The organism is Lunatimonas lonarensis, assembly GCF_000390185.1.
In the GTDB taxonomy this organism is placed as follows: Bacteria; Bacteroidota; Bacteroidia; order Cytophagales; family Cyclobacteriaceae; genus Lunatimonas; species Lunatimonas lonarensis.
The window spans coordinates 64,755-88,215 of record NZ_AQHR01000049.1 but is presented as its reverse complement, the minus strand read 5'-3'; the positions used below and the strand labels follow the sequence as shown (position 1 = coordinate 88,215).

Genomic DNA, 23,461 nt, shown 5'->3' with positions numbered 1-23,461 from the left:
TTAATAATTCAATGATAGGATATGTGAATTCGCATTTTTTAAATATTTTACTACAAATTCAATTGTTTTCAATTATATATTTATTGATTATTTATTTTTAAATTGTTATTATTTAAAAACTTTTTTTCCTCAATTATAAATAATAATTTAATTATTTATTTTATATTATCCACCCCCATCCCAAACAGCTACTGCGACATTACTTTCGTTGCCTGCTCGATCTACTATCGTTACTTCCCAAACTTGGTTTTTACAATTTGAGACATTATTAGGCCCTCCTCCTACTGAACATCTAGATAAGCCAAAGGAACCACTGTAATCATCTCCATTATGGAAGTTAACCACACCTCTTGGATCGTCAATTGGTATAGTTCCACCACTCCATCTAACCCTTCCTTGGAAGTTGTCCTCACAACCGCTAGTACAATATACATTATAATTGAGTCTTTTAACCCCAAGATGATCTGTAGATAATAGATCGCCATCCTTATCTTCGTAAAAGAATGAAAATATTATACTAGTTGCCGTTCCCGGAGTAATACTTGGGACTAGTTCACTAGTGTCTACAATACTAACTTCGTAAAAGCTTATTTCTGGCGCAATATATTCCCTTTCCAAATTAAAAATCACCTCTTGTTCTTCAAATGTGGCCTTGATTGTGTGAATTCTGGCTTCTCCCATAATATACTGAGCATTAGCCACGCCAAATGAATTTGTTAATTCTGTGAAAGAAACTAGTTCTCCATTACCACGGAGTATTTCCCAAACAATTGGTTCGTTTGGCAATCCCCTACCATCTTCATCCTCCAATTTTACTTCTAAACGATTATTTATCTTCTCGCCAATAACTGCTGTTTGATTGTTGCCACTTAATATTACTAAATTTTTCTGTAATCGTTTGATGATCATTTCTATCTGCACGTTTGTGCCGGGTACGGTTACTGATACGATATGTTCTTGGTCTGTTCCTACGATAAAGTTGGCTGTTACCTTTCCATCTTCATCCGTGGTGCTGGTTATGATTTCCAATGACCCATTGCCTACTTTTCTTTCCCACCTTAAATCTTCGTCTGGTATGGGGTTATTTTCACCATCCAATAGCCGAACCACTAAATCATTTCTAAGCTTTTGCCCCACATCTGCAGTTTGGTTGTTTCCGCTTACTATCACCAATTTCAATTCATTTCTGGTAATGGTAAAATCCGAAGTGGTGTTCCCGTAGGAGGCCCTTATGACCTGAGTCTCTTGGGTACCCATGATAAAACTGGTCGTGGATTTACCTTCTTCATTGGTGGTAGACTGGGTGTTTGTAACAGTACCATCCCCTGCGACCCGACGCCATTCAATCTCTTCACCCTCAAGTGGATTGTCGTCTTGGTCGATAAGCCTAACCACCAAAGGTTCTGGTATTTCCCTGTTGGGAATGGCTTTTTGATTGTTCCCGGATATAATTTCTAATTTGATGGAGCCTTTGCTTATCTCGAAATCCACTTCTTGGTCACCATAAGAAGCCCTGATAATCTGGGTGGCATCACTGCCCATAACCAATGAGGCGCTGGCAAGCCCGGTTTCATCGGTAGTCCTTTTCATATCTACCAAAACCCCATCACCTCTCACCATGCTCCAGGATATGGAGGCCCCCTCTATACCTTCCTCTTGCTGATTAGCCACTTTCACTACCATTGGCTGAAACAGTTTTCTTCCCTCAATGGCTCTCTGACTATTTCCGGATACAATGGAAAGTACGTTTGCCGCCGCGGTCAAGGTAAAATCCACCGTTTGGTCTTCATAGCTAGCCCTAATGATGCTTTCCCCTTCGTCCCCAAATACGTAGTGGGTTTTTGCCAATCCTTCTTCGTCAGTTGTGGTGGTTTCTTCCGTCAAGGCACCATCTCCCTGAACGATTGACCAGGTAATACTTTCTCCAGGAAAGGGATTGTTATCCTCGGTTAGTTCGATGACCAATGGTTCCGCGGACTGACTTTTTACACTGCCTGTTTGTTCGTCACCCGAGTGTAATTTCATGACCCCTTGTTTTCTCCTTATGTCGAAGGTCACTACCTGATCTTGGTAGGTGGCGGTAACTGTCTGCTTATCTCCAGCACCCACAATAATGGAGGCAGTAGATATGCCGTCAGAAGAGGTGAAATTCTGAATATCCTCCAATTCGCCGCCACCTTCGGTTACTGCCCACTCAATTTTTTTGCCCCCTATAGGTTCTCCTTCCTCTGTCAGCTTTACCACCAGGGCACTGTTCAGTTTTTCACCCTCTTTACCAGCCAAACCGGATTCAGAAGCTGATTCCAGGGTAAAATTAAGTTCCGCTGGGGCTTTACCGCATTCGTCCAGCATACAGGGAGATGGGTCTATGTAAATTGGTTCCTGCCCCCCACTGCCACTGAAAGGGTTACCGGTTTTTATGTATTCAAAGTGAAGGTGTGGTTCATTGCCGGATCCCCGGGAACCCGATCTTCCTATTAACTCCCCGCTTCTTACGGTTTCTCCCCTGGACACCAAGATTTCAGAAAGAAAGGCATATACAGAGGTGGTTCCGTTACTATGCCTGATGGCGATGGTGTTTTGATATCCGGGCACCTCTCCGGCCTGGATGACGATGCCATCATTGACCGCTACGATGGGATGCCCTTCCGGTACGGCATAGTCTATACCTGTATGCACCCTGGGAACACCATTCTCTATGGTTGGGCTTAGAAAATCACTGATGACCCTGCTGCTTGCACAAAGGTCTCCACCCAGTGGGCAGCAGATAGGGTCTGATTCACATTGACTTGAGCCTATTCTCGCAGATGCATTGTTATCCTGGCTTAAAGATGATTCGTCCAGTATTTTGACCAGCAAGCGAGCCTCAAAGTTGGATGATGGCCCCCGCTTGTTGGTGAAAATCCAGCGGGGGAGCGTACTTGTAAGTGTCCCACTTCCAGGGTTATATTGGCTGGATATGGGCATAAAGAAATCCAAAATTTCATTTCCAGCATCTTGGTAAACCTGGGCAAACAAAACAACCCTTTTGTCGGCATCTATTTGATCAATAAATGAACTGGGTAAGTCTATTTCAAATTCGGTTCGGTCATTTTCGGGCATTTTTTGCTGTAACTGTATCCTCAAGCCCTGATGGAAAATTTCGGATATGCCAAACAGCCTCTCGGTGAAAGATAGGTTGTTGTGCTGGGCAATTTGCGTATCCGTTGAAAAGGAAGGGTTTTGATCAGTGGTGGAGTTGAAAATTTTCAACGAGGCCAATCCCTGTATCTCCAAGGTTCTCTCCGGCACTTGCACCGAAGGAGGGGTTAAAGATGCGTCATCTTCGTTGACACAAGCAAACCAAGCCAATACTAAAGCTAATGTTAAAAAGAAACTCTTGTAGTTCATAACACATTAATGTTATTGAATATGTAATCATTCAATTTACTAAAGAAGTAGATGAAAAGAAGGATAGATCGATAGGTTTCTAAACTAAACTTAATTTGATGAATATCTAAATTTAGTTTATCTATCAACAACGAAGTGTTTCCTAGCGAATCTAGTCCTTCAGGAATAGTTGGCAAATAGCTTAAAACTAGTTAAACATAAAAAGTAATTTTTTGAAATGCAAATAATATGGTCTGAAAATCAAATACATGTGTAAATTTTGTATTCAATTAAACAATACGGTATAAATTGAATTCGCCTATTTATGATGCTAAATTAGAATTATTTTTAGCTATTATAAATGGTATCCTTCATTTGCTTTTAGTTTTATATATGGAAAATATCGGGTAGATATACGGAAGCTATCGGTTAATAAATTATAATTTTATAACAAAAAATAATGAAAAATAAGGATTTCTGCAATTGTATATTTCCCCGATAAATTGCCTAATCCGACGATCGAGGCCTATTTTGGATTTTTTAAAAAACGATCGGTTTTCGGTCGAAAAAAAAATTAAGTTTTTCAAAAAAATCTTGGTTTTATTCTTGCTTCCCCCCTACAAACAACTGATTTCGACTCGGCTATTTAACTACCAGCTCTACTCTTCGGTTTTTCTGTTTTTCGGCATCCGTACGGTTGTGGCTGATGGGAGAGACGGGGCCTACGCCAATGGCCTCCAGTTGGTGGGTGGGTATTCCTGCTTTTTTGGTTAAATGTTCGACTACGGCAGTCGCGCGTTTTTTGGAAAGGTCCAGATTATGGGCGTAGTTTCCTGTATTATCTGTGTGCCCCACCACATACACATTTACCGAGGGGTTTGCCAGTAGAAAGCGGGCAATTTCCTCCAGCGTTTCGGATGATTCCGGTTTTATTTCCGCTTTATCGGTGTCAAATAGAATGCCATAGAAGATGGCCCGGCCGGCGTCTAGCAATTCCTGTTTGATTTCTTCTGCGGATAGGATTATGGACTGCTTCATGGCTTCTTCCCGCACGGATTCTACCCGGTAGGTGCCGCTATTGTCTGTAGATACGCGAATCCACCAAGTCTGTCCGGATACCTTTACGGACAGGTAGGCTTCACCTCTACTCTCATACTTGACCGATCCACCTTTTGAAATCACGGCGTTTTTATAATTTTCAATTATCTCTGCAGCAGAGGGCCTTTTTTCAAACTCCCCCTGAAACTCAAACCAACTGTCAATAAAATACCCACTTTTTGTCACGTCTTCCAGCGATCCGTCGGAAGATGTCATTTTGATTTTTAGCCGATTAAAGGCATTTTCTTCGCAGAAACTGACCTTGTGGTTGGGCAGGTGGTTGAACAGCGGATGCCGATCACAGGCATATGTCCGTTCAATCAGACCGAGGGACATAAAAAATAGCAGGTAGGAAATAAATATAGTCTTCATAGGATAACCTTTTGTCCGTTGATGGCAAAAATAGTGCAACTTTATGGTATTCTGATGACTTTTCGTTCGTCCGATTGTACGTTTTTTGCACATCATTCAACTGTCTATTTAACGGTATTGCCGGGTTCAGTAGGTAAATTGATTTATCTTTGTTTCCAAGTCCCAGTGTCTTTAATCATGTCCAAAGAGCTTCTGCTTATCACCCCTCCCTTTACCCAGCTCAATACACCCTACCCGGCTACGGCCTACATCAAAGGGTTTTTGGGTACCAGAGGTATATCCTCCTATCAGATGGATTTGGGGATAGAGGTGATATTGGAGGTCTTTACTGCCAGATCCTTCGCCCGGATATTTGAGAAAGCGGGGGATTTGAAGGAGCTAAGTGCCAACTCCCGTCGGATGTTGGCGATGAAAGAAGATTACTTGGGGCCGTTGGATCAGGTAGTCGGTTTTTTGCAGGGCAAGAACCTGCCCTTTGCCAGGCAGCTTTGCAGCGAGGACTTTCTGCCCAGGGCGTCTAGGTTTGACCAACTGGACGACTTGGATTGGGCCTTTGGCCATATGGGCCTGGTCGATAAGGCCAAGCATTTGGCCACCCTGTACCTGGAGGACCTTTCCGATTTTATCGTGGAGTGCGTGGATCCTCATTTTGGCTTTAGTAGGTATGCGGAGTCACTGGGACAGAGTGCCAGCCGATTCGACGACTTGTACGATGCGCTACGGCAGCCTGCTACCTTTATAGACGACATTACGCTGGGTATTCTGGAAAAGCGCGTTGCGGAGGTCGACCCAAAGATGGTGTGTTTTTCCGTGCCTTTTCCCGGTAACCTATACAGTGCCTTCCGTTGCGCGGGCTGGATAAAGGAGCGTTTCCCTCATTTGGTCACCTGTATGGGTGGGGGGTTTCCCAATACCGAGCTTCGCTCGCTAAAGGATCCGAGGGTTTTTTTGTTCTTTGATTTTATCACCTTGGATGATGGGGAGCGTCCCCTTGAGTTGCTGGTTGATCACGTACGGACTAGGGAAGCTTCCAAAGACTTGCTGCCTGCGCTCAAACGCACCTATATGCTTAAGGAGGGGCAGGTTTTTTACAACAATACCTCCAAGCTTCCGGACTATCGGTTTGCTGAAGTGGGCACCCCGGATTATAGCGACCTAAGGCTGGACGCATATATTTCCGTGATTGAGATGGCCAATCCCATGCACAGTCTCTGGAGCGATGGTAGGTGGAACAAGCTGACCATGGCCCACGGGTGCTATTGGGGGAAGTGCACGTTTTGCGATGTGTCACTGGACTATATCAAGGTTTATGAACCGGTAGCGGCCCAGCTAATCGTGGACCGGATGGAAGTGCTCATGGAACAGACGGGAGAGCATGGGTTCCACTTTGTGGACGAGGCCGCTCCCCCTGCATTGATGCGGGAGGTGGCGTTGGAAATACTTCGCCGACAACTAACCGTTACCTGGTGGACCAACATCCGTTTCGAAAAGCGTTTCACGGCTGACCTGTGCCGGCTTTTGCGGCAGTCCGGCTGCATAGCGGTGTCAGGGGGATTGGAGGTGGCCTCAGACCGTTTGCTTGCCCTGATAGACAAGGGAGTGACCGTGACGCAGGTGGCCCAGGTAACGAGGAACTTCACCGAGGCGGGCGTCATGGTGCACGCGTACCTGATGTACGGCTACCCCACGCAAACCGTGCAGGAAACTGTAGACAGCTTGGAAATGGTACGCCAGCTATTCGAACAGGGTGTCCTACAATCGGGATTTTGGCACCGCTTTGCGCTGACCGCCCATAGCCCAATCGGACAAAACCCCGAGGCCTATAACCTTATTCCGGAAAAGCCGGAGATAAGCTTTGCCGACAATGAAGTTCCTTACCGAGACAAGACTGGTGTGGATCATGCCAAATTTAGCTTTGGCCTAAAAAAATCCCTCTATAATTTTATGCATGGGGTTGGTTTTGAAATGCCGCTACAGGAGTGGTTTGACTTTAAGATTCCCCGGACAAAGGTATCACCAAATTTTATTGCCACCTGTTTGGACCATTATGACCATCAGCCTCTCCCCAACGGGAAGCTGGTATGGCTGGCCTCTCTGCCGATGGTGAATGAACTTACAAAGGCTGGAAAAGGCAAGCCCGCCGCAAGGCTGGAAATGGTGGTTCATACCAAGACGGCCCAGCATAGGTTTACCGTGGATAGGGAGGCCGGCCTGTGGCTAATGGACTTGCTGCCCACCCTTCATCCCCGAAACCGGAAGACGGTTACCTGGAAGCAGGCCAAGGAATCGTTTGAGCGTCTTGGACTTGGCGATTTTGAACCCTTTTGGATGAGTAAGCCCATGGGGAAACTTAGGCAGGCCGGTCTGCTACTCGTATAAGATAAATGCACTCACCCCAAGGAACCGGGCTTTGTCACCTCTTTTTGTATTTCGACTGTGTTTTAGCCTGGTTTCGGTTTTTCTTGGCTTTGGAGTTTTTGTTCCCCTTTTTCTTTTCGCTGGGGGCAAAGGGGTTTGGGGAGGGTTTCGCCTTTTTCTCGTGAAATGCGCCCTTAAATTCCGGGTTTTCCCTTCGTTTTTGTAGGTCGATCTCCCGTTCATAGGCTTGCTTTTCCTCAAATGGCGTCGGTGCAATGACCACCTCATCCGGAATGGCCTGTTCAGGAACCACCATTCGTATGATGCTTTCAATGCGCTCAAAGTGGTAAACTTCGGCGGGATTGATGAAAGTCACTGCCTCGCCGTCTTTGTCGGCGCGTCCCGTACGTCCGATGCGGTGCACATAATCCTCGTAAATCAGCGGGACGTCAAAGTTGACCACGTGGGATACTTCGGAGATATCCAAGCCTCGGGAAGCCACATCCGTCGCCACTAAGATACGTACTCCTCCCGCTTTGAACATATCCATGGAGTTGATACGGGTGTTTTGGCCCTTGTTCGCATGGATTACCTTCACCTCCCCGGTCACTTTCCGATCCAGGAAATTGAATACGGCTTCGGCGGTTTTTCGGGATTTCGTAAAAACAATGACCCGCTGCATCTTCTCGTGGTTCAGCAGATATTCCAGCAGGCTGATTTTTGTTTTTAGGTTCGGAACGAAGTATTTCCATTGGGTGATGCTCTCTGCAGTGGTCGCCTGGGGTGCAATCTCTATGCGCTCCGGAAATTCCAGAAACTCTTCGGATAGTTTTTCAACGCGGGCATTAAAGGTTGCTGATAGCAGCAGATTTTGTCGTTTGACGGGGATAACCTCCAAAATGGACCGGATCTGAGGCATGAACCCCATGTCCAGCATTTTGTCCGCTTCGTCCATCACCATGGTTTTGAGGTCTCTTGTGAACACCTCTCCCTTTGCATAGATGTCCAGGAACCGTCCCGGGGTAGATACAATCAGGTCTACACCTGCTTGCAGGGCTTCGATTTGGCTTTTTGGGCCGATTCCGCCGTATAGACTTACGCTTCGAAGGCCGGTGTATTTACCAAATCGGGTTACTTCTTCCGAGATCTGCATCACCAACTCCCGGGTAGGAGCCAGGATCAGTGCCCGGGGATGGACGCCTTGAGAGTATTTGAGCTTGAAGAGAATGGGAAGGAGGTAAGCGGCGGTTTTTCCCGTACCTGTTTGGGCGATGCCGAGCAGGTCATGGCCGGAGAGGGCCAAAGGGATGGCCTGTTCCTGTATGGGGGTGGGTTTGGTATACCCGGCCTCCGCAATGGCTGTCAAAAGTTGTTTGTTGAGTTTAAAATTCTCAAAACTTTGCAGAGTATCGGGCATGATTTTTATAATTTTAGATCGGAAAAGGAACGAGTACCTAACAGCAATACCATGAAGACGATATTGATCCGAAATGCAAATATAGTGAATGAGGGCAAGATAAACAGAGGAGACGTGTTTATAAAGGAGGGGATGATCTTTGCGATCGGTTCTGGATTGCCTGATTATGAAGCAGATAGTGTTATAGATGCCGATGGCAAGTACCTGTTTCCCGGCCTTATAGACGATCAGGTCCATTTTAGGGAGCCGGGGCTGACCCATAAAGCGGACATTTATACGGAGAGCAAAGCGGCAGTGGCTGGCGGGATTACTTCCTACATGGAGATGCCCAACACCCAGCCCCAAACGGTGACCTTGGAACTGTTGGAAGAAAAATACCAAATAGCCGCCGATAAATCCCTGGCCAATTATTCGTTTTTCATGGGTGCGACAAACGACAACTTGGCCGAGCTACTGAAGGTTGACCCCAAGACAGTATGCGGTATCAAGGTTTTTCAGGGTTCCTCCACCGGCAATATGCTCGTAGACAATCCGGAGACACTGGAAGGAATATTTAGAGAATGCCGGCTGCTGATAGCGACCCACAGCGAAAATGACAATATGATCAAAGAGAACCTGGAGCGGTATCAGCAGGAGTTTGGCGATGACATACCCGTGGCCTACCACCCAAAAATACGCTCTGCGGAGGCATGTTACGATGCGTCAAAGCGGGTGGTGGATTTGGCCAGAAAACATGGGACGAAACTGCATGTATTACATATCAGTACCGGCAAGGAGGTGGGACTTTTTGACGAAAGTCTCCCATTGGAGAGCAAACGCATTACAGCCGAGGCTTGTATTCACCACCTTTGGTTTTCGGACGAAGACTATGCGAGCAAAGGGAATCTTATAAAATGGAATCCGGCGGTAAAGACCAAATCAGACCGCCAACAGATATTGGAAGGAGTAATCAATGGCAACATAGACGTGATTGCTACGGACCATGCACCGCATACCAAGGATGAAAAGGCCCAATCTTACCTCAAGGCTCCTTCCGGTGGACCGTTGGTGCAGCACAGCCTGGTGGCTTTGCTTGAGATGTACCACGAGGGAAAACTCAGCCTGGAAATGATCGCCCAAAAAACCAGTCATAATGTGGCTATTCTCTTCGAGATAGAAAAGAGGGGATTTGTTCGTCCCGGTTTCTACGCCGATCTGGTTTTGGTTGATTTGGATTCCCCGTGGACTGTCTCTACTGACAACATCCATTACAAATGTGGCTGGTCTCCCTTTGAGGGACAGGCCTTTCGAAGTCGGGTGACCCACACGATCGTTTCTGGACACTTGGCGTACGAAAATGGGACGTTCCACGAGGAGCGCAAAGGGATGCGGCTGAATTTTGAAAGAAAATAATGAAACCTATTGCCTTAATTCGAAAACCATATTACCTTTGCACTCTGTTACAACAACAGGGTTGTAACCTTGAAAATGGTGATTGTAGCTCAGCTGGTTAGAGCGCTGGTTTGTGGCACCAGAGGTCGCCGGTTCGAACCCGGTCTTTCACCCAAACGTCCTTTCCATGGTTCATGGGAAGGGCTTTTTTTTAGCATTACCGATTAATAGTCGCTGGCATATTATTTGATAATGTTCTTTTGGATTAAAACGACCAGACTATGTTTACTTTATTGAGTCCTAGTAAGGTATTTCCCAGTATAAAAACAGTGGATATCAAGGACATACATCTCTACATGAAAAAATTTGAGGAATCGCTGCGTAATTTTGAGGAGTTACAAAAGGAATCTAGCCTCAACGAGAATCGATGAACTGCAAACAGGCTTCCCCGAGGGAAGCCTTTATTTTTTTTTGGATTAATTTTTCTTTCGGATGCTTTCCCCTATTTTTATAAAAACCAACAAACTTTGAATTTAGATGAGCTACATACATTTTGATAAAACACAGCTGATAAATCTGAATTACTCCCTTGAAAAAGAAATAATACGATCCAATCGCTCAGGATGCTATACAAGTACGACGATAATTGGTTGCAACACCCGGAAATACCATGGTTTGTTGGTTGCGCCTCAGCCCCAAATCGACACGCAGTTACACGTGCTGCTTTCGAATGTGCACGAAACGGTGATCCAAAAGGGAAGTAGTTTCAATCTAGGGATCAATAAATACCCGGGGAATTATTCTCCGCGTGGCCACAAATACCTCGAGGATTACGATTCCGAGCCCAATCCCAAATTGACGTATCGGGTAGGCGGTGTGGTTCTGGAAAAGGAGATCATTCTGGATACCCATGCGGATAGGGTTATGATAAAATATACCTTGGTCAGTTCCCACTCTCCTGTAACTCTTCGGCTGAGCCCCTTTTTGGCATTTAGGGGATACCATGGATTGTGCAAGGCCAACACCTACGTGAACAAGGGGTTTCAGCGGATAGACGGTGGTATCAGAGTAAAGCCCTACGAGGCCTACAGTGAGCTGTCCATGCAATTGTCCAAGGGCAACGAATTTGTAGCTGCTCCCGATTGGTATTATAATATAGAGTATATACGCGAGATTGAACGGGGGTACGACTATCAGGAGGATTTGTACGTGCCCGGTTTTTTTGAGTTTGGTATAGAAAATGGCGAAAGTGTCGTTTTTTCGGCGGGGTTGGAAGATGTTCAGCCCGACACCTTGCTAAAAGCCTTTGCCGATGAAGTGAGTAGGCGGATTCCGAGGGATAACTTCGAAAATTGCCTAAAAAATTCAGCCACCCAGTTCATAAGCAGAAGGGGCGGGGAGACCCGCGTGATAGCCGGTTACCCCTGGTTCGGCTGGTGGGGTAGGGATACCTTTATTGCATTGCCGGGTCTTACCTTGACGATAGAAGACAAAGAGACATTTTTAGAGGTCATGGACACCATGTCCAAGGATTTGATCGGTGCTCTGTTTCCCAATGTGGGGAGTGGTGTCATGACAAACATGAACTCAATTGATGCGCCACTTTGGTATTTCTGGGCATTGCAGCAATATGTGATCTTCACGGGAGATGTCCAGACTGTGAAGGAACGTTACCTACCGAAGTGTAAGGGAATCATCGAAAGTTTGATGGAAGGTACCGAATTTAACATCCATGTGCAAGAGGATGGACTGCTTTATGGGGGGCAGGACGGAATTGCCCTGACTTGGATGGATGCTGTAACAGTAGATGGGCCTGTCACCCAGCGAAAAGGCTGCCCCGTTGAGATTAATGCGTTGTGGTACAATGCTTTGTGTTTCTACTATGAACTTAGCGGAGACGAAAGCAAGGCGGAGTTGGCCGAGGCAGTCAAAATGTCGTTTTTGAAACAGTTTTGGAATGAAAAAAAGGGTTATCTGGCAGATGTAGTGGATGACGGTAAAAAAGATTGGTCGATCAGACCCAATATGGTATTTGCTACCTCTCTTCCCTATACTATGCTGACGGAAGACCAAAAAGATAGTGTCCTAGAGGTAATCAAGGCAAATTTGTTTACTGAGCGCGGATTGAGGACCCTAGCACCCAGTGACCCTCGTTACCAGGGATATTACCAGGGAAATCAATATGAGCGGGATAATGCGTATCACCAAGGAACGGTATGGCCCTGGCTTATGGGCCATTTTGCGGAGGGCTATCTCACACTACACGGTAAATCAGGGAAACGATTTATTGAAAATATCGTGAAAAGTTTTGACAAAGTGATGACACAGTATGGGATCGGGACTGTGGCCGAAATATACGACGGCGATCCCCCGCACCGGCCAAAGGGATCGATTTCCCAAGCGTGGAGCGTGGGTGAATTGTTGCGCATGCAGTATCTAATAAACAAATATTAACCAGTATTTCATGAAAGTATTAATGTTCGGCTGGGAGTTTCCTCCTCATATATCTGGGGGGTTGGGTACAGCTTGCTATGGCTTGGTAAAAGGTCTGGCACACCATAACCAGGATATGATTTTTGTCGTGCCCAAGCTATGGGGGGATGAGGATCCGCTGGCCGAATTTGTGAACGCAAGTGACGTGGAAATCGATTATCGCGAAAAGCGTTTTCGATCCGTGTGGAAGAACCTTACCTACCTGGAAGTGGGGTCATTCTTGATCCCCTACCTAAGTCCCGAGCAGTATGCCTCGTTCACCCAAGGCATAAAGGAGGGTAAGGAGAACCTTGAGGACAGTGTTTTTTCGACCAAGTTTTCGTTTAGCGGCAAGTACGGAAAAGACCTGATTCAAGAGGTTTCCAGGTATGCCTTAGTTGCGGCCCAGATTGCCAAAGACAAACACCACGATATTATCCATGCCCATGACTGGCTGGCATTTCCCGCGGGAATCGCGGCCAAGAGCATCAGTGGCAAACCACTCGTTGCCCACGTTCACGCCACGGAGTTTGACCGTTCGGGTCAGACTGTAAACCAGCAGGTATATGAAATCGAACGGGCCGGAATGGAGGCTGCCGACAAGATCATAGCGGTAAGCCAGCTCACCAAAAACACCATTGTGGCCAATTATGGGATCCCCGAGGATAAAGTAGTGGTGGTCCACAATGCGGTACTGGATACCAGTGCCATCAAGTCAAAAGAGGTAAAGAAAGTGCCGGAAAAAATCGTTACCTTTTTGGGGCGGATCACCTTTCAGAAGGGACCGGAATACTTTGTGGAGGCCGCCGCAAAGGTTCTCCGTAAGGACGACAACGTTCGGTTTGTAATGGCCGGATCGGGAGACTTGCTGAACAGGATGATACAGCGGGTGGCAGAGCTTCGCATTGGGACGAAGTTTCATTTCACGGGATTCCTCAGGGGCAAGGATGTGGATCACATGTTTGCCATCAGCGATGTCTATGTGATGCCCTCGGTTTCCGAGCCATTTGGGATATCGCCGCTGGAGGCAGTGAGGCACAATACCCCTGTGATCATCTCCAAGCAGTCTGGGGTGGCAGAGGTGTTGCAAAATGCGGTGAAGGTAGATTTCTGGGACATTGACGCGATGGCGGATGCCATTTTTGCCTTGTTGCATTATGATGGCATTTCGAGAATGTTCAAAGAGCTGGGAAGGGAAGAACTGAAACGATTGAAATGGGAGCATGTAGCATTGAAGGTAATAAAAGTATATAAGGAAACCGTTAATCAGTAAACTATGAGATCTATCTGTTTTTATTTCCAGGTGCACCAGCCCTATAGGCTGAAGCCATATAGATTTTTTGAAATAGGGGAAGATCACCAATATTGGGACGATTTTTCGAACAGAAGCATCATGAGAAAGGTGGCTGAAAAATGTTACCTGCCCATGAATGCCCTCCTTTTGGAGCTTATTGAAAAGCACCAAGGCCGATTTAAGGTGTGCTTTTCCCTATCGGGGACGATACTGGATCAAATGGAGGCGTATGCACCGGAGGTGTTGGCCAGTTTTCAGAGACTCGTGGCTACCGGAAAGGTGGAGCTGCTCAGCGAGACCTACGCACACGCTTTATGTGCGCTGAAAAGTGAATCCGAGTTTAGGGATATGGTAGGCAAGCATCAGCAGCGTATAAAGGAGCTTTTCAACGGATATACACCAAAGGTCTTTCGTAACACCGAGCTTATCTACTCAGATAAGATTGGGAAGATGGTTTATGACCTGGGGTTCGAGGGAGTCTTGACCGAAGGTGCGAAGCATATTCTGGGCTGGAAGAGCCCCAATTACCTTTATGCAAATGCCATCGAGCCTAAGCTTAAGGTGCTTTTGAAGAATTTTAGGCTGAGCGATGATATAGCATTTAGGTTTGGCGAACCGAAATGGTCCGACTATCCGCTGACAACGGAGAAATTTGTCAGTTGGATCAATCAGATCCCCGCCAACGAGGACGTGTTGAACCTGTTCATGGATTATGAAACCTTTGGCGAGCATCAGTGGGCCGAAACGGGTATTTTTGAATTTATGAGGCATTTGCCGGAAGCCGTGTTCGCTTCCTCGGATTTTGGTTTTGCGACCCCATCGGAAGTCATTGGCCAAGTAGCACCTGTCGGAATGATCCATGTCCCCACCCCCATCTCGTGGGCAGATGAGGAACGCGATCTGACGGCCTGGTTAGGGAACGATCTACAGGATGAGGCATTTGACAAGCTGTATCAGCTCGAAGCGCGGGTGAAGAGATCAAAGGATCCCGAGATACACCGAGACTGGAACTACCTGCAGACAAGTGACCACTTCTATTACATGTGTACCAAGTTTTTCTCAGATGGAGATATCCACGCGTATTTTAGTCCCTACGAGAGCCCCTACGAAGCCTTTATCAACTACATGAATGTGCTTAGTGACTTTATTCTTAGGCTGAAGCAGGAAGAGGAGGCTGCGGTGGGCATGTTGGTATAGCAACTAATGACCTCACGGTACTGGATGATAATCAATAGGCTGTCCGAAAAGTTGGGCAGCCTTTTCTTTTTTCGCTAGAACTGGCGTTTGCAGATAGACGGAAAAAGTACTAGGTCTGAGTTGGTGAACCCCTATAAAAAGACAATGACAAACGATACTAGAAGTCGGAAATTGGATAAAGCATTACTGCTATTTGCAATAGCATATTCAGCTATCACTATGTACTTTATTTCTGGAATGCTACGAGATCAAAGTGCTTCTTTGGGATATGTAATTCTATTTCCCGTTTTTTGGGCAATTGCGGGGTTACTACTCGGTCTGTTATTTTGGCTAAAGACAGCATTTGGACGTATTACAAGAGGGATGGACAAATTGAAAGGGCGGAAGACTATAGAAGTAATAAATAGCGTAGTTTGCCGGGAAATCAAAGCCTGATCAATGTTTAGCCTATCCCTCCAGACTTTCGGGTTTTGAACTATCCTCTCTTCGGTACGTCAGTTTAAGCCCTTTGATAAAGTTACGTAGGACCTGATCCTTGCAGGGCCGATACTGGCTTTGGGTAGGTTTTCGGAAAAACGCACTCAGTTCGTGCTTGCTGAGGTGTTGGCCGGCCCGCGAAAGGATCTCCAGCATGTCCTCGTCCTGTAGGCTTAACGCGATGCGCAGCTTGCGGAGGACGTCGTTGTTGCTAAGTTTTTTTTCAACCAAAGGAGTCTTGCCTTCCTGTTTGCCCCGGTTTTTTATGATGAGGCCAGTCAAAAAATAGGCTAGTTCTTTGTCATAGATGCTTTTAAAGTCCGGATCATCCTCTTTTTTCAGCCAGTTGCTTACCTCTTCCCGCGATACGGTTTTTCCGGCGAGTGCGAATAAGGATATCATCTTGTCGTCACCAAGCTCAAAAATATAACGGAGGTTTCGAAGAATGTAGTTGTTTTCCATGGTGGGTTTTGGGATGGGGTTGTTAAGGCCTTTTCGGATTAGTGCCAAATCGACGCAAAGGTACGGATTTTTAGGATATGGGGTATGGCCGAAATGGGTGTGGTGGGGGCGGTGGATGAAGACTGAACATCAGTTGGAGACCGAGTTCTGTCCCGTGCCGTTGCCCTAACCAAAAAAAGCCTTCCTTTCGGCTAAAACACCGAAAGGAAGGCTGGTTGACCCTAAACTCTTTACGTTCTCGGGGGCTATCAAAAAAAGCGAAACAGCCTGCCCAATCATAGGGTTTCTAGTCTGCGATCGGCACTTCGTCGATGTTTTTGAAGTACACCTGCTTATCCGCATCCAGATCTACCAATACCGCGCTGTCGTTTTTGATATAGCCACTTAGAATCTGTTTGGACAGTTCATTCAGTATCAATCGCTGCATGGTACGCTTTAGAGGCCTTGCACCAAACTGTGGATCAAACCCCACTTCACCCAGGTAGTCCAATACCTCGGAGGTTGCTTCCAGTTCGATTCCCGATTCAGACAGCCTTCCTTGGATTTCCTTCCACTGTATGTCGACAATTTTACGAATGATGGCCCTACTTAGGGGTTCGAACATAATCACCTCATCAATTCGGTTTAGGAACTCAGGTCGTACCGATTTTTTCAGAAGTGAGAACACCTCATTTTTGGTGTTTTCCATCACCTGCTCCTTATTCCATTCATCCATGCTGTCAAACCGCTCTTGGATCAGCGTTGACCCGATATTGGTAGTCATGATGATGATGGTGTTTTTGAAGTTGGCCAGCCGCCCTTTGTTGTCGGTCAGCCTACCGTCGTCGAGTACCTGTAGAAGAATATTGAACACGTCTGGATGCGCTTTTTCTATTTCGTCTAGAAGTACCACCGAGTAGGGCTTTCTTCGCACCGCCTCGGTTAGTTGGCCGCCCTCGTCGTAGCCCACATAGCCGGGAGGGGCACCTACCAACCTGCTCACGGCATGGCGCTCCTGGTATTCGGACATATCGATCCGAACCATCGCGTTTTCGTCGTTAAAGAGGTATTCCGCAAGGGCCTTGGCAAGCTCAGTTTTTCCCACACCGGTGGTTCCCAGGAAGATAAAGGATCCAATGGGGCGTTTTGGGTCTTGGAGCCCTGCCCTGCTTCTTCTCACGGCATCAGACAGGGCGGTGATGGCCTCCTTTTGACCGGCTACCCGCTTGCCAAGTTCATCCTCTAGGTGAAGTAGTTTTTCACGTTCACTTTGGATCATCTTGGAAACAGGAATTCCTGTCCATTTGGAGACCACCGCGGCGATGTCTTCGTTGTCCACTTCTTCCTTGAGCAGTGAAGATCCTTCTTGGATTTTCTTAAGCTCCTGCTGGAAGGAACTGAGTTTGGCTTCACTTTCCAGAATCTTTCCGTAGCGTATTTCGGCTACTTTGCCAAAATCTCCCGCCCGTTCGGCTTGCTCGGCCTCGATTCGTAGTTTTTCGATGTTTTCTTTCTCCCGTTGTATCCCCTGGATTACGGCCTTTTCGCTTTCCCATTTGACTCGGATCACCTGGCGTTTTTCGGAAAGCTCGGCGATTTCCTTGCTTAGGATGGCCTCTTTGTCCTTGTCTTTTTCGCGTCGGATCGCTTCCCGCTCAATTTCGAGCTGCATGATCCGGCGGTTTAACTCATCAAGTTCCTGAGGAAGAGAGTCAATTTCCATTCGGAGTTTAGCCGCCGCCTCGTCCATCAGGTCAATGGCCTTATCGGGCAAATACCTGTCTGATATATAGCGTTGGGATAGCTCCACCGCGGCAATGACGGCGTCATCCTTGATCCGCACACCGTGGTGCAGCTCGTATTTGTCTTTGATCCCCCGCAGGATGGAGATAGCGTCTGCGGCATCCGGCTCGTCTACGATTACCTGCTGAAACCTTCTTTCGAGTGCCTTATCCTTCTCTATATACTTTTGATACTCCTTCAGTGTAGTCGCACCGATTGCGTGCAATTCTCCCCGTGCCAGGGCTGGCTTGAGCAGGTTGGCTGCGTCCATGGCTCCCTCTCCACCTCCGCCGGCACCTATCAGCGTATGGATCTCGTCAATGAAAAGAATGATCTGCCCGTCGGAGTCGGTTACTTCTTTGATCACCGCCTTCAGCCGTTCCTCAAACTCTCCCTTGTACTTGGCCCCTGCGACCAATAGGCCCATATCCAACGAAATAATCGTTTTGGATTTGAGGTTTTCGGGTACATCCCCACTTTCAATTCGCTGGGCCAGGCCTTCGACAATCGCCGTTTTTCCGACGCCGGGCTCTCCCAATAGAATGGGGTTGTTTTTTGTTCGCCGCGCAAGTATCTGTAGTACTCTGCGGATTTCTTCGTCCCGGCCAATTACCGGGTCTATCTTACCCTTTTTGGCGAGCTCGTTCAGGTTTTTGGAGTATTTCTCCAACGACCTGTAAGTTGATTCTGCGTTTTGATCAGTCACTTTATTTCCTTTTCTTAGTTCCTTGATTGCGCTTATTAGGCGTTCTTCCGTTATACCGAGTTCTTTCAGTAGTTTGGCGGTGGGATCATTTCCTGCTAATATCCCTAACAGCAAGTGTTCCACAGCGATAAATTCATCGCCAAAAGGTTTCATGTAGTCCTTTGCCTTCTGAAAGACTTGCCCCAATGCTTGGGATACATAGGGCTGCTGCTGTCCGCTTACTTTTGGTAAACGCTGTATGCCCTCATCCAATTTCTGTATCAACAGCTTGGGATTAATCCCAAGCCGCTGGAGTAGGAAGTCAGACACATTTCCGTCTTCCAGTAAAATGGCTTTTAACAAGTGGGCAGGTTCGATCACTTGCTGTTGTTGCGCCGTACATAGCTCCAGTGCTTTTTGGATTGACTCCTGAGATTTTATGGTATATTGTTTAAAGTCCATTGCTTCCTCTGTTTATTGTTTCTTGATGCGTTAGTAGCCTCGTTCAAATTTTCAACCAATCTGCTTTTTACGAAATTATCGGAAAGTTTGGCTGATTTTCTTGTTTTGAATTCTCTAAATCAGACATTTTGACATATTCTGTCAATCCTTTGTCTACAGGAAATTTTCCTTTGGATTGACAGCGTTGGCGTAGATATCCAGATTGGTTCCTTATTTTTGCTTATTCCCAACTAGGGGATTGGCTTGTTATCTATTTTCTACCTAATTATGAAAAGTATTATCTGTCTTTTACTGGCGGGATTGATCCTCGTTTCCTGCCATACCGTACCTGAAAAGAGGCCGAATTTTGTGTTTATTCTGGTGGATGATTTAGGCTGGGCGGATATAGGGGCAAACTGGCCTGAGACATTTTACGATACACCGAACTTGGATGCTCTGGCGCGAAGGGGGGTGCGGTTTAGCCAAGCCTATGCTGCCCATCCGGTGTGCAGTCCTACCCGGGCAGCACTCATGACCGGGCAGCATCCCAACCGTTTGAATATTACCGATTGGATTCCCGGATTTGATAGGGATGCGGCCATTAGACCTATCATCACTCCGCAGATAAGCCATGAGTTGGCACTAGAGGAGGAGACCTTGGGCGAGAAGTTTAAAGAAGGGGGGTACCACACGTATTTTGTCGGTAAGTGGCATTTGGGTGAAGAAGAGAAGTACTGGCCCGAAAACCAGGGGTTTGATATCAATATTGGGGGTTGGAGCGTAGGTGCTCCCCAGTTGAAGGAGGGGGTGGCCAATGGTTATTTTTCTCCCTATGGAAATCCCCGACTTGAGGACGGGCCGGAAGGGGAATATCTGACAGATCGACTCACACAGGAAAGCATCCGGCTGATGAAAGAAAGCGGGGATAAGCCATTTTTGCTTTACCTTTCCTATTACACCGTTCATACACCGATTCAAGCCGTGCCCCGCCATCACGAGCGATATCTCCAGAAAAAGGAAATGGCAAACCTATCGGCGTTGGAAGGCTATCGTAAGGAGGGTGTCGATGGTGTGACCAAGCTGATACAGGACAATACGGGGTATGCTTCCATGGTAGCTGCGATGGATGAGAACGTTGGACGAATAATGGAAGCGCTGGTTGAGCTTGGTTTGGACGAGAATACTTGGGTCATTTTCACCTCTGACAATGGAGGGCTTTCTACGCTTTTTCAGGAAGGTGCCCCCACGGCAAACGGGCCGTTGCGGGCAGGGAAGGGGTGGTGCTACGAAGGTGGGATTCGGGTGCCCCTGTTGATCTCAGGGCCAGGCGTTGCCCGGCCTGGCAGGGTGATAGACTATCCCGTAGTTAGCATGGATTATTTCACCACCATGCTTTCCCTTGCCGAGATTTCCCATCAGCCACATGACGGCGTTAGCCTGGTTCCTCTGTTGACTGATCCATCCCGGGAAATTGGGGATCGGGAGGAGTTGTTTTGGCACTATCCGCACTACCACGGGAGTGCCTGGAGGCCCGGTTCGGCGCTTCGAGTGGGTAAGTGGAAGCTTATCTACTATTATGAAACGGAGACAAGGGAGCTATTTGACTTAGAAGGGGATCCGGAAGAAGTGAATAACCTTTCCGACATCATGCCGGAACTAGCGGATGAATTCCAGCAACGGCTTTTTGACAGGTTGACGGAAACAGGTGCGAGGTTTCCTGTACGAAAAGAGGTGCCCGGAAACTTGGGGACTGCACTTTAGAAGATTATTGCAAGCAGTCTTGGCTGAACTTATGGAGCGTCGAGATGGTTAAATGGCAAATGATGGCCCGCATTCGATGCGAGGTAGCATGAGTTTTTTTACAATGGAACAAGAGCAAAAAAGGGACATTAGGAAATTGAGCTTGGCGGAGCTCGAAGTGTTTTTTCTTTCGATAGGAGAGAAGAAATTTCGGGCCAAGCAGGTTTACGATTGGCTTTGGAACAAACGGTTGAAGAATTTTGCAGAAATGACCAACCTGTCCAAAGCTACGAGAGAACGTATCGAGCAGCACTTCGTGATCAACCACATTCGGGTGGATCAGATGAAGCGCAGTGTGGACGGCACAATAAAAAATGCGGTGAAGCTGTACGATGGCAAGATTGTGGAGTCGGTGCTTATCCCAACGCCCAAGCGGATCACGGCCTGTGTGTCTTCCCAAGTAGGCTGCAGCTTGGATTGTAATTTTTGTGCCACTGCGCGATTGAAGCGCATGCGTAACCTGCACCCGGACGAGATTTTTGATCAGGTGGCGGCAATCATGGAGGAGGCCAAGGTTTATTTTGACCGGCCACTGACCAATATTGTTTTTATGGGAATGGGAGAGCCCTTGTTGAATTACGCCAATCTGTTGGAGGCGATCGAAAAGATCACCTCTCCGGAGGGGCTTGGTATTTCTCCGAAGCGCATTACCGTCTCTACGGTGGGCGTATGTAAGATGATACGCAAGCTGGCCGACGATGAAGTGAAGTTTAACCTCGCGGTTTCCCTGCATTCGGCTATTAATGAGACCAGGAGTAGGCTGATGCCCATTAACGATTCCAATCCGCTGGAGGACCTAGCGGATGCGTTGCGGTACTGGTACCGCAAAACAAAGCGAAAGGTCACCTATGAATACGTGGTCTGGAAGGGGATAAACGATGATGAAGCCCATGCCTTGGCACTGGCGAAATTCTGTCAAATCATTCCCTCAAAGGTGAATCTCATCCAATACAATCCCATCGATGATGGGGAATTCCAACAGGCAGACCCGGACAAGCTGGATCTTTACGTGCAGGTGTTGGAGAGGTTTGATATCGTCGCCAAAGTTAGGAAATCGAGGGGTCAGGATATTGACGCCGCCTGTGGACAATTGGCCAATAAGAATGATCTCGTGACCCTCGGGTAAGCCAGTTTTTTGGTAAAGCAAATAAGGTCAGCTATTTGTTACTGAAGTCAAAAAGCTTTCGTTTTTCCTCTTTGCTAAGGTTGTCATACCCTTTCTCCGCAATTTTGTCCAGGATTCGGTCTATCTCCTCTTGGGTAGTTACATCGGTTTTTGAGGAACTGCTTTTGGGGGCAGGTGGTGTTTGCGAAAACGTTGAACGAGGTTCCTCTGAAGACCTTCTATAGGTAACTTTTACTTTGGTTTTTTTGGAGAAAAGCTTTTCGAAGAAGGTTCCAACCACCTGTATAAAAATGCCGATATCTTTCCCCTTGTTTAATTGCAGGATATAATAGTAGCCCATGAAAGCCCCTCCCAGGTGGGCAATCTCCCCGCCAGCATTGCTGCCTGCAGAATTGGCAAATGCAATCAACACGTAGAAAATGGCAATGTATTTAATTTTTACCGGGCCGAGTAATAATAGGTGAAACTCTGTGTTGGGACGTAGCGTGGCCGCTGCCACAACGATCGCATAGACACCTGCACTGGCACCCAGCATAAGTGATCCCTCTACCTGATTGCTGAAATAGGGAGCGATGTTGTAGATCAGCATGTAAAATACACCGCCGGCGAGACCCCCCAGTACGTATAGGTTGACTAGTTTTCGGCTTCCCAGGAAATCATGAACCAGTAGGCCAAACCAGTACATGAACAGCATATTGAACAAAATGTGAAGGAACCCCTCATGCAAAAACATGTAGGTAAACAGCGTCCAGGGTTTGGAAAGGAAAGCGGGCACGGATGCCGGCATCATAAAAAATGAAATCAACGAACGGTATCCTTCCCCTGCACCACTTAGTGTGAGGAATACGCGCAAAACCATAAATACAACAAAGAGCAAAATATTGATGGCCAATAATTTGTATAGCCCGTTGTTTTTTTGGCTGAAGGCGTTTTTTATGTTATACCAAAATCCTCCGTACATGTCAGTAGAAATTTCGTCTATCCCGTTTCCAATTCGTCACCAAGATTGCGCCGATAACCAGCCCGGACAGGTGGGCAAAATGAGCGACATTGTCTTCGGGATTACTTACAAATATATGATATACCGTGTATAGTCCATAAAACAGCACGAGGTATTTTGCTTTCACCGGCATGGGGGGGAAGAGCAGGAAAAGCTGGGTGTTTGGAAACAGCATCCCAAAGGCGATCAATACCCCAAATAGTGCGCCAGATGCACCCACCATGGGGATATTTACCTGCCGGTCTCTGACTGCCAGCATTCTACTTTTCGCGCGATCTATCAATTCCGGGTTGTCCGGATTTCGGCTGTATGAATCCACCAAGTCGTAGATACTTGGATTGAAGAGGTGCCTGTTTGACGACACAAAGCGGTTGAAAACCTCTGGATCTGGGTTTTCCGAAAAGGTTTCGATCTGGTGGTTGAGTTGGTTGATCCGATAGACATTGTATCCGGAATACAGAACGCCTGATCCGATACCGCATACCATCCAGAGAATAATGATTTTTTTCGGACCCATGAACTGTTCCAAAAGAGGGCCGAAGATAAACAAACCGAACATGTTGCTGAACAGATGCCAAAAGTCGGCATGCATAAACATGTAGGTGACAAATTGGAACGGGAGAAAAAACCGAGATTCTATGTGGTACAATGCAAACCATCCCTTCAGCTGCGGCATGAAAAACACGGTAATGATATGCATACCTACGGTGATCAACAAGATGTTTTTCACAGTAGGGGTTAACGGTCGAAACATAAATTCG

General features: G+C 47.0%; 14 protein-coding genes and 1 tRNA gene. 8 read left to right on the top strand and 7 right to left on the bottom strand.

The annotated features are described in order from the left end of the window. Positions 1-165: 165 nt before the first annotated feature. On the bottom strand, positions 166-3,390 hold the full coding sequence (locus tag ADIS_RS22270) for a peptidoglycan DD-metalloendopeptidase family protein (RefSeq protein ID WP_010853854.1): 3,225 nt from the start codon (positions 3,388-3,390) through the stop codon (positions 166-168). A gap of 621 nt (positions 3,391-4,011) precedes the next feature. Continuing rightward, on the bottom strand, positions 4,012-4,839 hold the full coding sequence (locus tag ADIS_RS07725; protein WP_010853851.1) for an OmpA family protein: 828 nt from the start codon (positions 4,837-4,839) through the stop codon (positions 4,012-4,014). A gap of 177 nt (positions 4,840-5,016) precedes the next feature. On the opposite strand from ADIS_RS07725, the gene ADIS_RS07720 reads away from it, so the two are divergent. After that, complete coding sequence (locus tag ADIS_RS07720) at positions 5,017-7,218, top strand: B12-binding domain-containing radical SAM protein (RefSeq protein ID WP_010853850.1); 2,202 nt, start codon at positions 5,017-5,019, stop codon at positions 7,216-7,218. A gap of 34 nt (positions 7,219-7,252) precedes the next feature. On the opposite strand, the gene ADIS_RS07715 is transcribed toward ADIS_RS07720, so the two are convergent. Continuing rightward, a complete protein-coding gene (locus ADIS_RS07715) occupies positions 7,253-8,614 on the bottom strand; it encodes a DEAD/DEAH box helicase (protein WP_010853849.1) in 1,362 nt (453 codons plus the stop codon). A 51-nt stretch (positions 8,615-8,665) separates the two neighbouring features. Between ADIS_RS07715 and ADIS_RS07710 the strand changes: the two genes are divergently transcribed. The 5 genes from ADIS_RS07710 (at position 8,666) to ADIS_RS07690 (ending at position 14,948) form a co-directional block, all read left to right on the top strand. Then, a complete protein-coding gene (locus ADIS_RS07710) occupies positions 8,666-10,006 on the top strand; it encodes a dihydroorotase (RefSeq protein ID WP_010853848.1) in 1,341 nt (446 codons plus the stop codon). A gap of 77 nt (positions 10,007-10,083) precedes the next feature. After that, a tRNA-His gene (locus ADIS_RS07705) sits at positions 10,084-10,159 on the top strand. 363 nt (positions 10,160-10,522) lie between these two features. Further along, positions 10,523-12,439 carry an amylo-alpha-1,6-glucosidase gene (locus ADIS_RS07700; RefSeq protein WP_010853845.1) on the top strand — a complete coding sequence of 639 codons (1,917 nt, stop codon included), beginning with the start codon at positions 10,523-10,525 and terminating at the stop codon, positions 12,437-12,439. Between the two features lie 10 nt (positions 12,440-12,449). After that, positions 12,450-13,730 (top strand): glycosyltransferase family 4 protein, encoded by a 1,281-nt coding sequence (locus tag ADIS_RS07695; RefSeq protein WP_010853844.1) that lies wholly within the window; start codon positions 12,450-12,452, stop codon positions 13,728-13,730. Between the two features lie 3 nt (positions 13,731-13,733). Continuing rightward, complete coding sequence (locus ADIS_RS07690) at positions 13,734-14,948, top strand: glycoside hydrolase family 57 protein (protein WP_010853843.1); 1,215 nt, start codon at positions 13,734-13,736, stop codon at positions 14,946-14,948. A 447-nt stretch (positions 14,949-15,395) separates the two neighbouring features. Here ADIS_RS07690 and ADIS_RS07680 read toward each other — a convergent pair whose 3' ends face one another. Continuing rightward, positions 15,396-15,887, bottom strand: coding sequence for a YehS family protein (locus ADIS_RS07680; RefSeq protein ID WP_010853842.1), 492 nt, complete (start codon positions 15,885-15,887; stop codon positions 15,396-15,398). Positions 15,888-16,173: 286 nt separating this feature from the next. Continuing rightward, positions 16,174-18,795, bottom strand: coding sequence for an ATP-dependent chaperone ClpB (clpB, locus tag ADIS_RS07670; protein ID WP_010853840.1), 2,622 nt, complete (start codon positions 18,793-18,795; stop codon positions 16,174-16,176). Positions 18,796-19,062: 267 nt separating this feature from the next. Between clpB and ADIS_RS07665 the strand changes: the two genes are divergently transcribed. Together ADIS_RS07665 and rlmN are read left to right on the top strand one after the other, a co-directional pair. After that, positions 19,063-20,535 carry a sulfatase gene (locus ADIS_RS07665; RefSeq protein ID WP_035805154.1) on the top strand — a complete coding sequence of 491 codons (1,473 nt, stop codon included), beginning with the start codon at positions 19,063-19,065 and terminating at the stop codon, positions 20,533-20,535. Positions 20,536-20,638: 103 nt separating this feature from the next. Further along, complete coding sequence (rlmN, locus tag ADIS_RS07660) at positions 20,639-21,700, top strand: 23S rRNA (adenine(2503)-C(2))-methyltransferase RlmN (protein WP_035805179.1); 1,062 nt, start codon at positions 20,639-20,641, stop codon at positions 21,698-21,700. A gap of 31 nt (positions 21,701-21,731) precedes the next feature. On the opposite strand, the gene ADIS_RS07655 is transcribed toward rlmN, so the two are convergent. Both ADIS_RS07655 and ADIS_RS07650 read right to left on the bottom strand, forming a co-directional pair. Then, positions 21,732-22,661, bottom strand: coding sequence for a rhomboid family intramembrane serine protease (locus ADIS_RS07655; protein ID WP_010853837.1), 930 nt, complete (start codon positions 22,659-22,661; stop codon positions 21,732-21,734). 1 nt (position 22,662) lies between these two features. Next, positions 22,663-23,454 (bottom strand): rhomboid family intramembrane serine protease, encoded by a 792-nt coding sequence (locus ADIS_RS07650; RefSeq protein WP_035805147.1) that lies wholly within the window; start codon positions 23,452-23,454, stop codon positions 22,663-22,665. Positions 23,455-23,461: the final 7 nt, after the last annotated feature.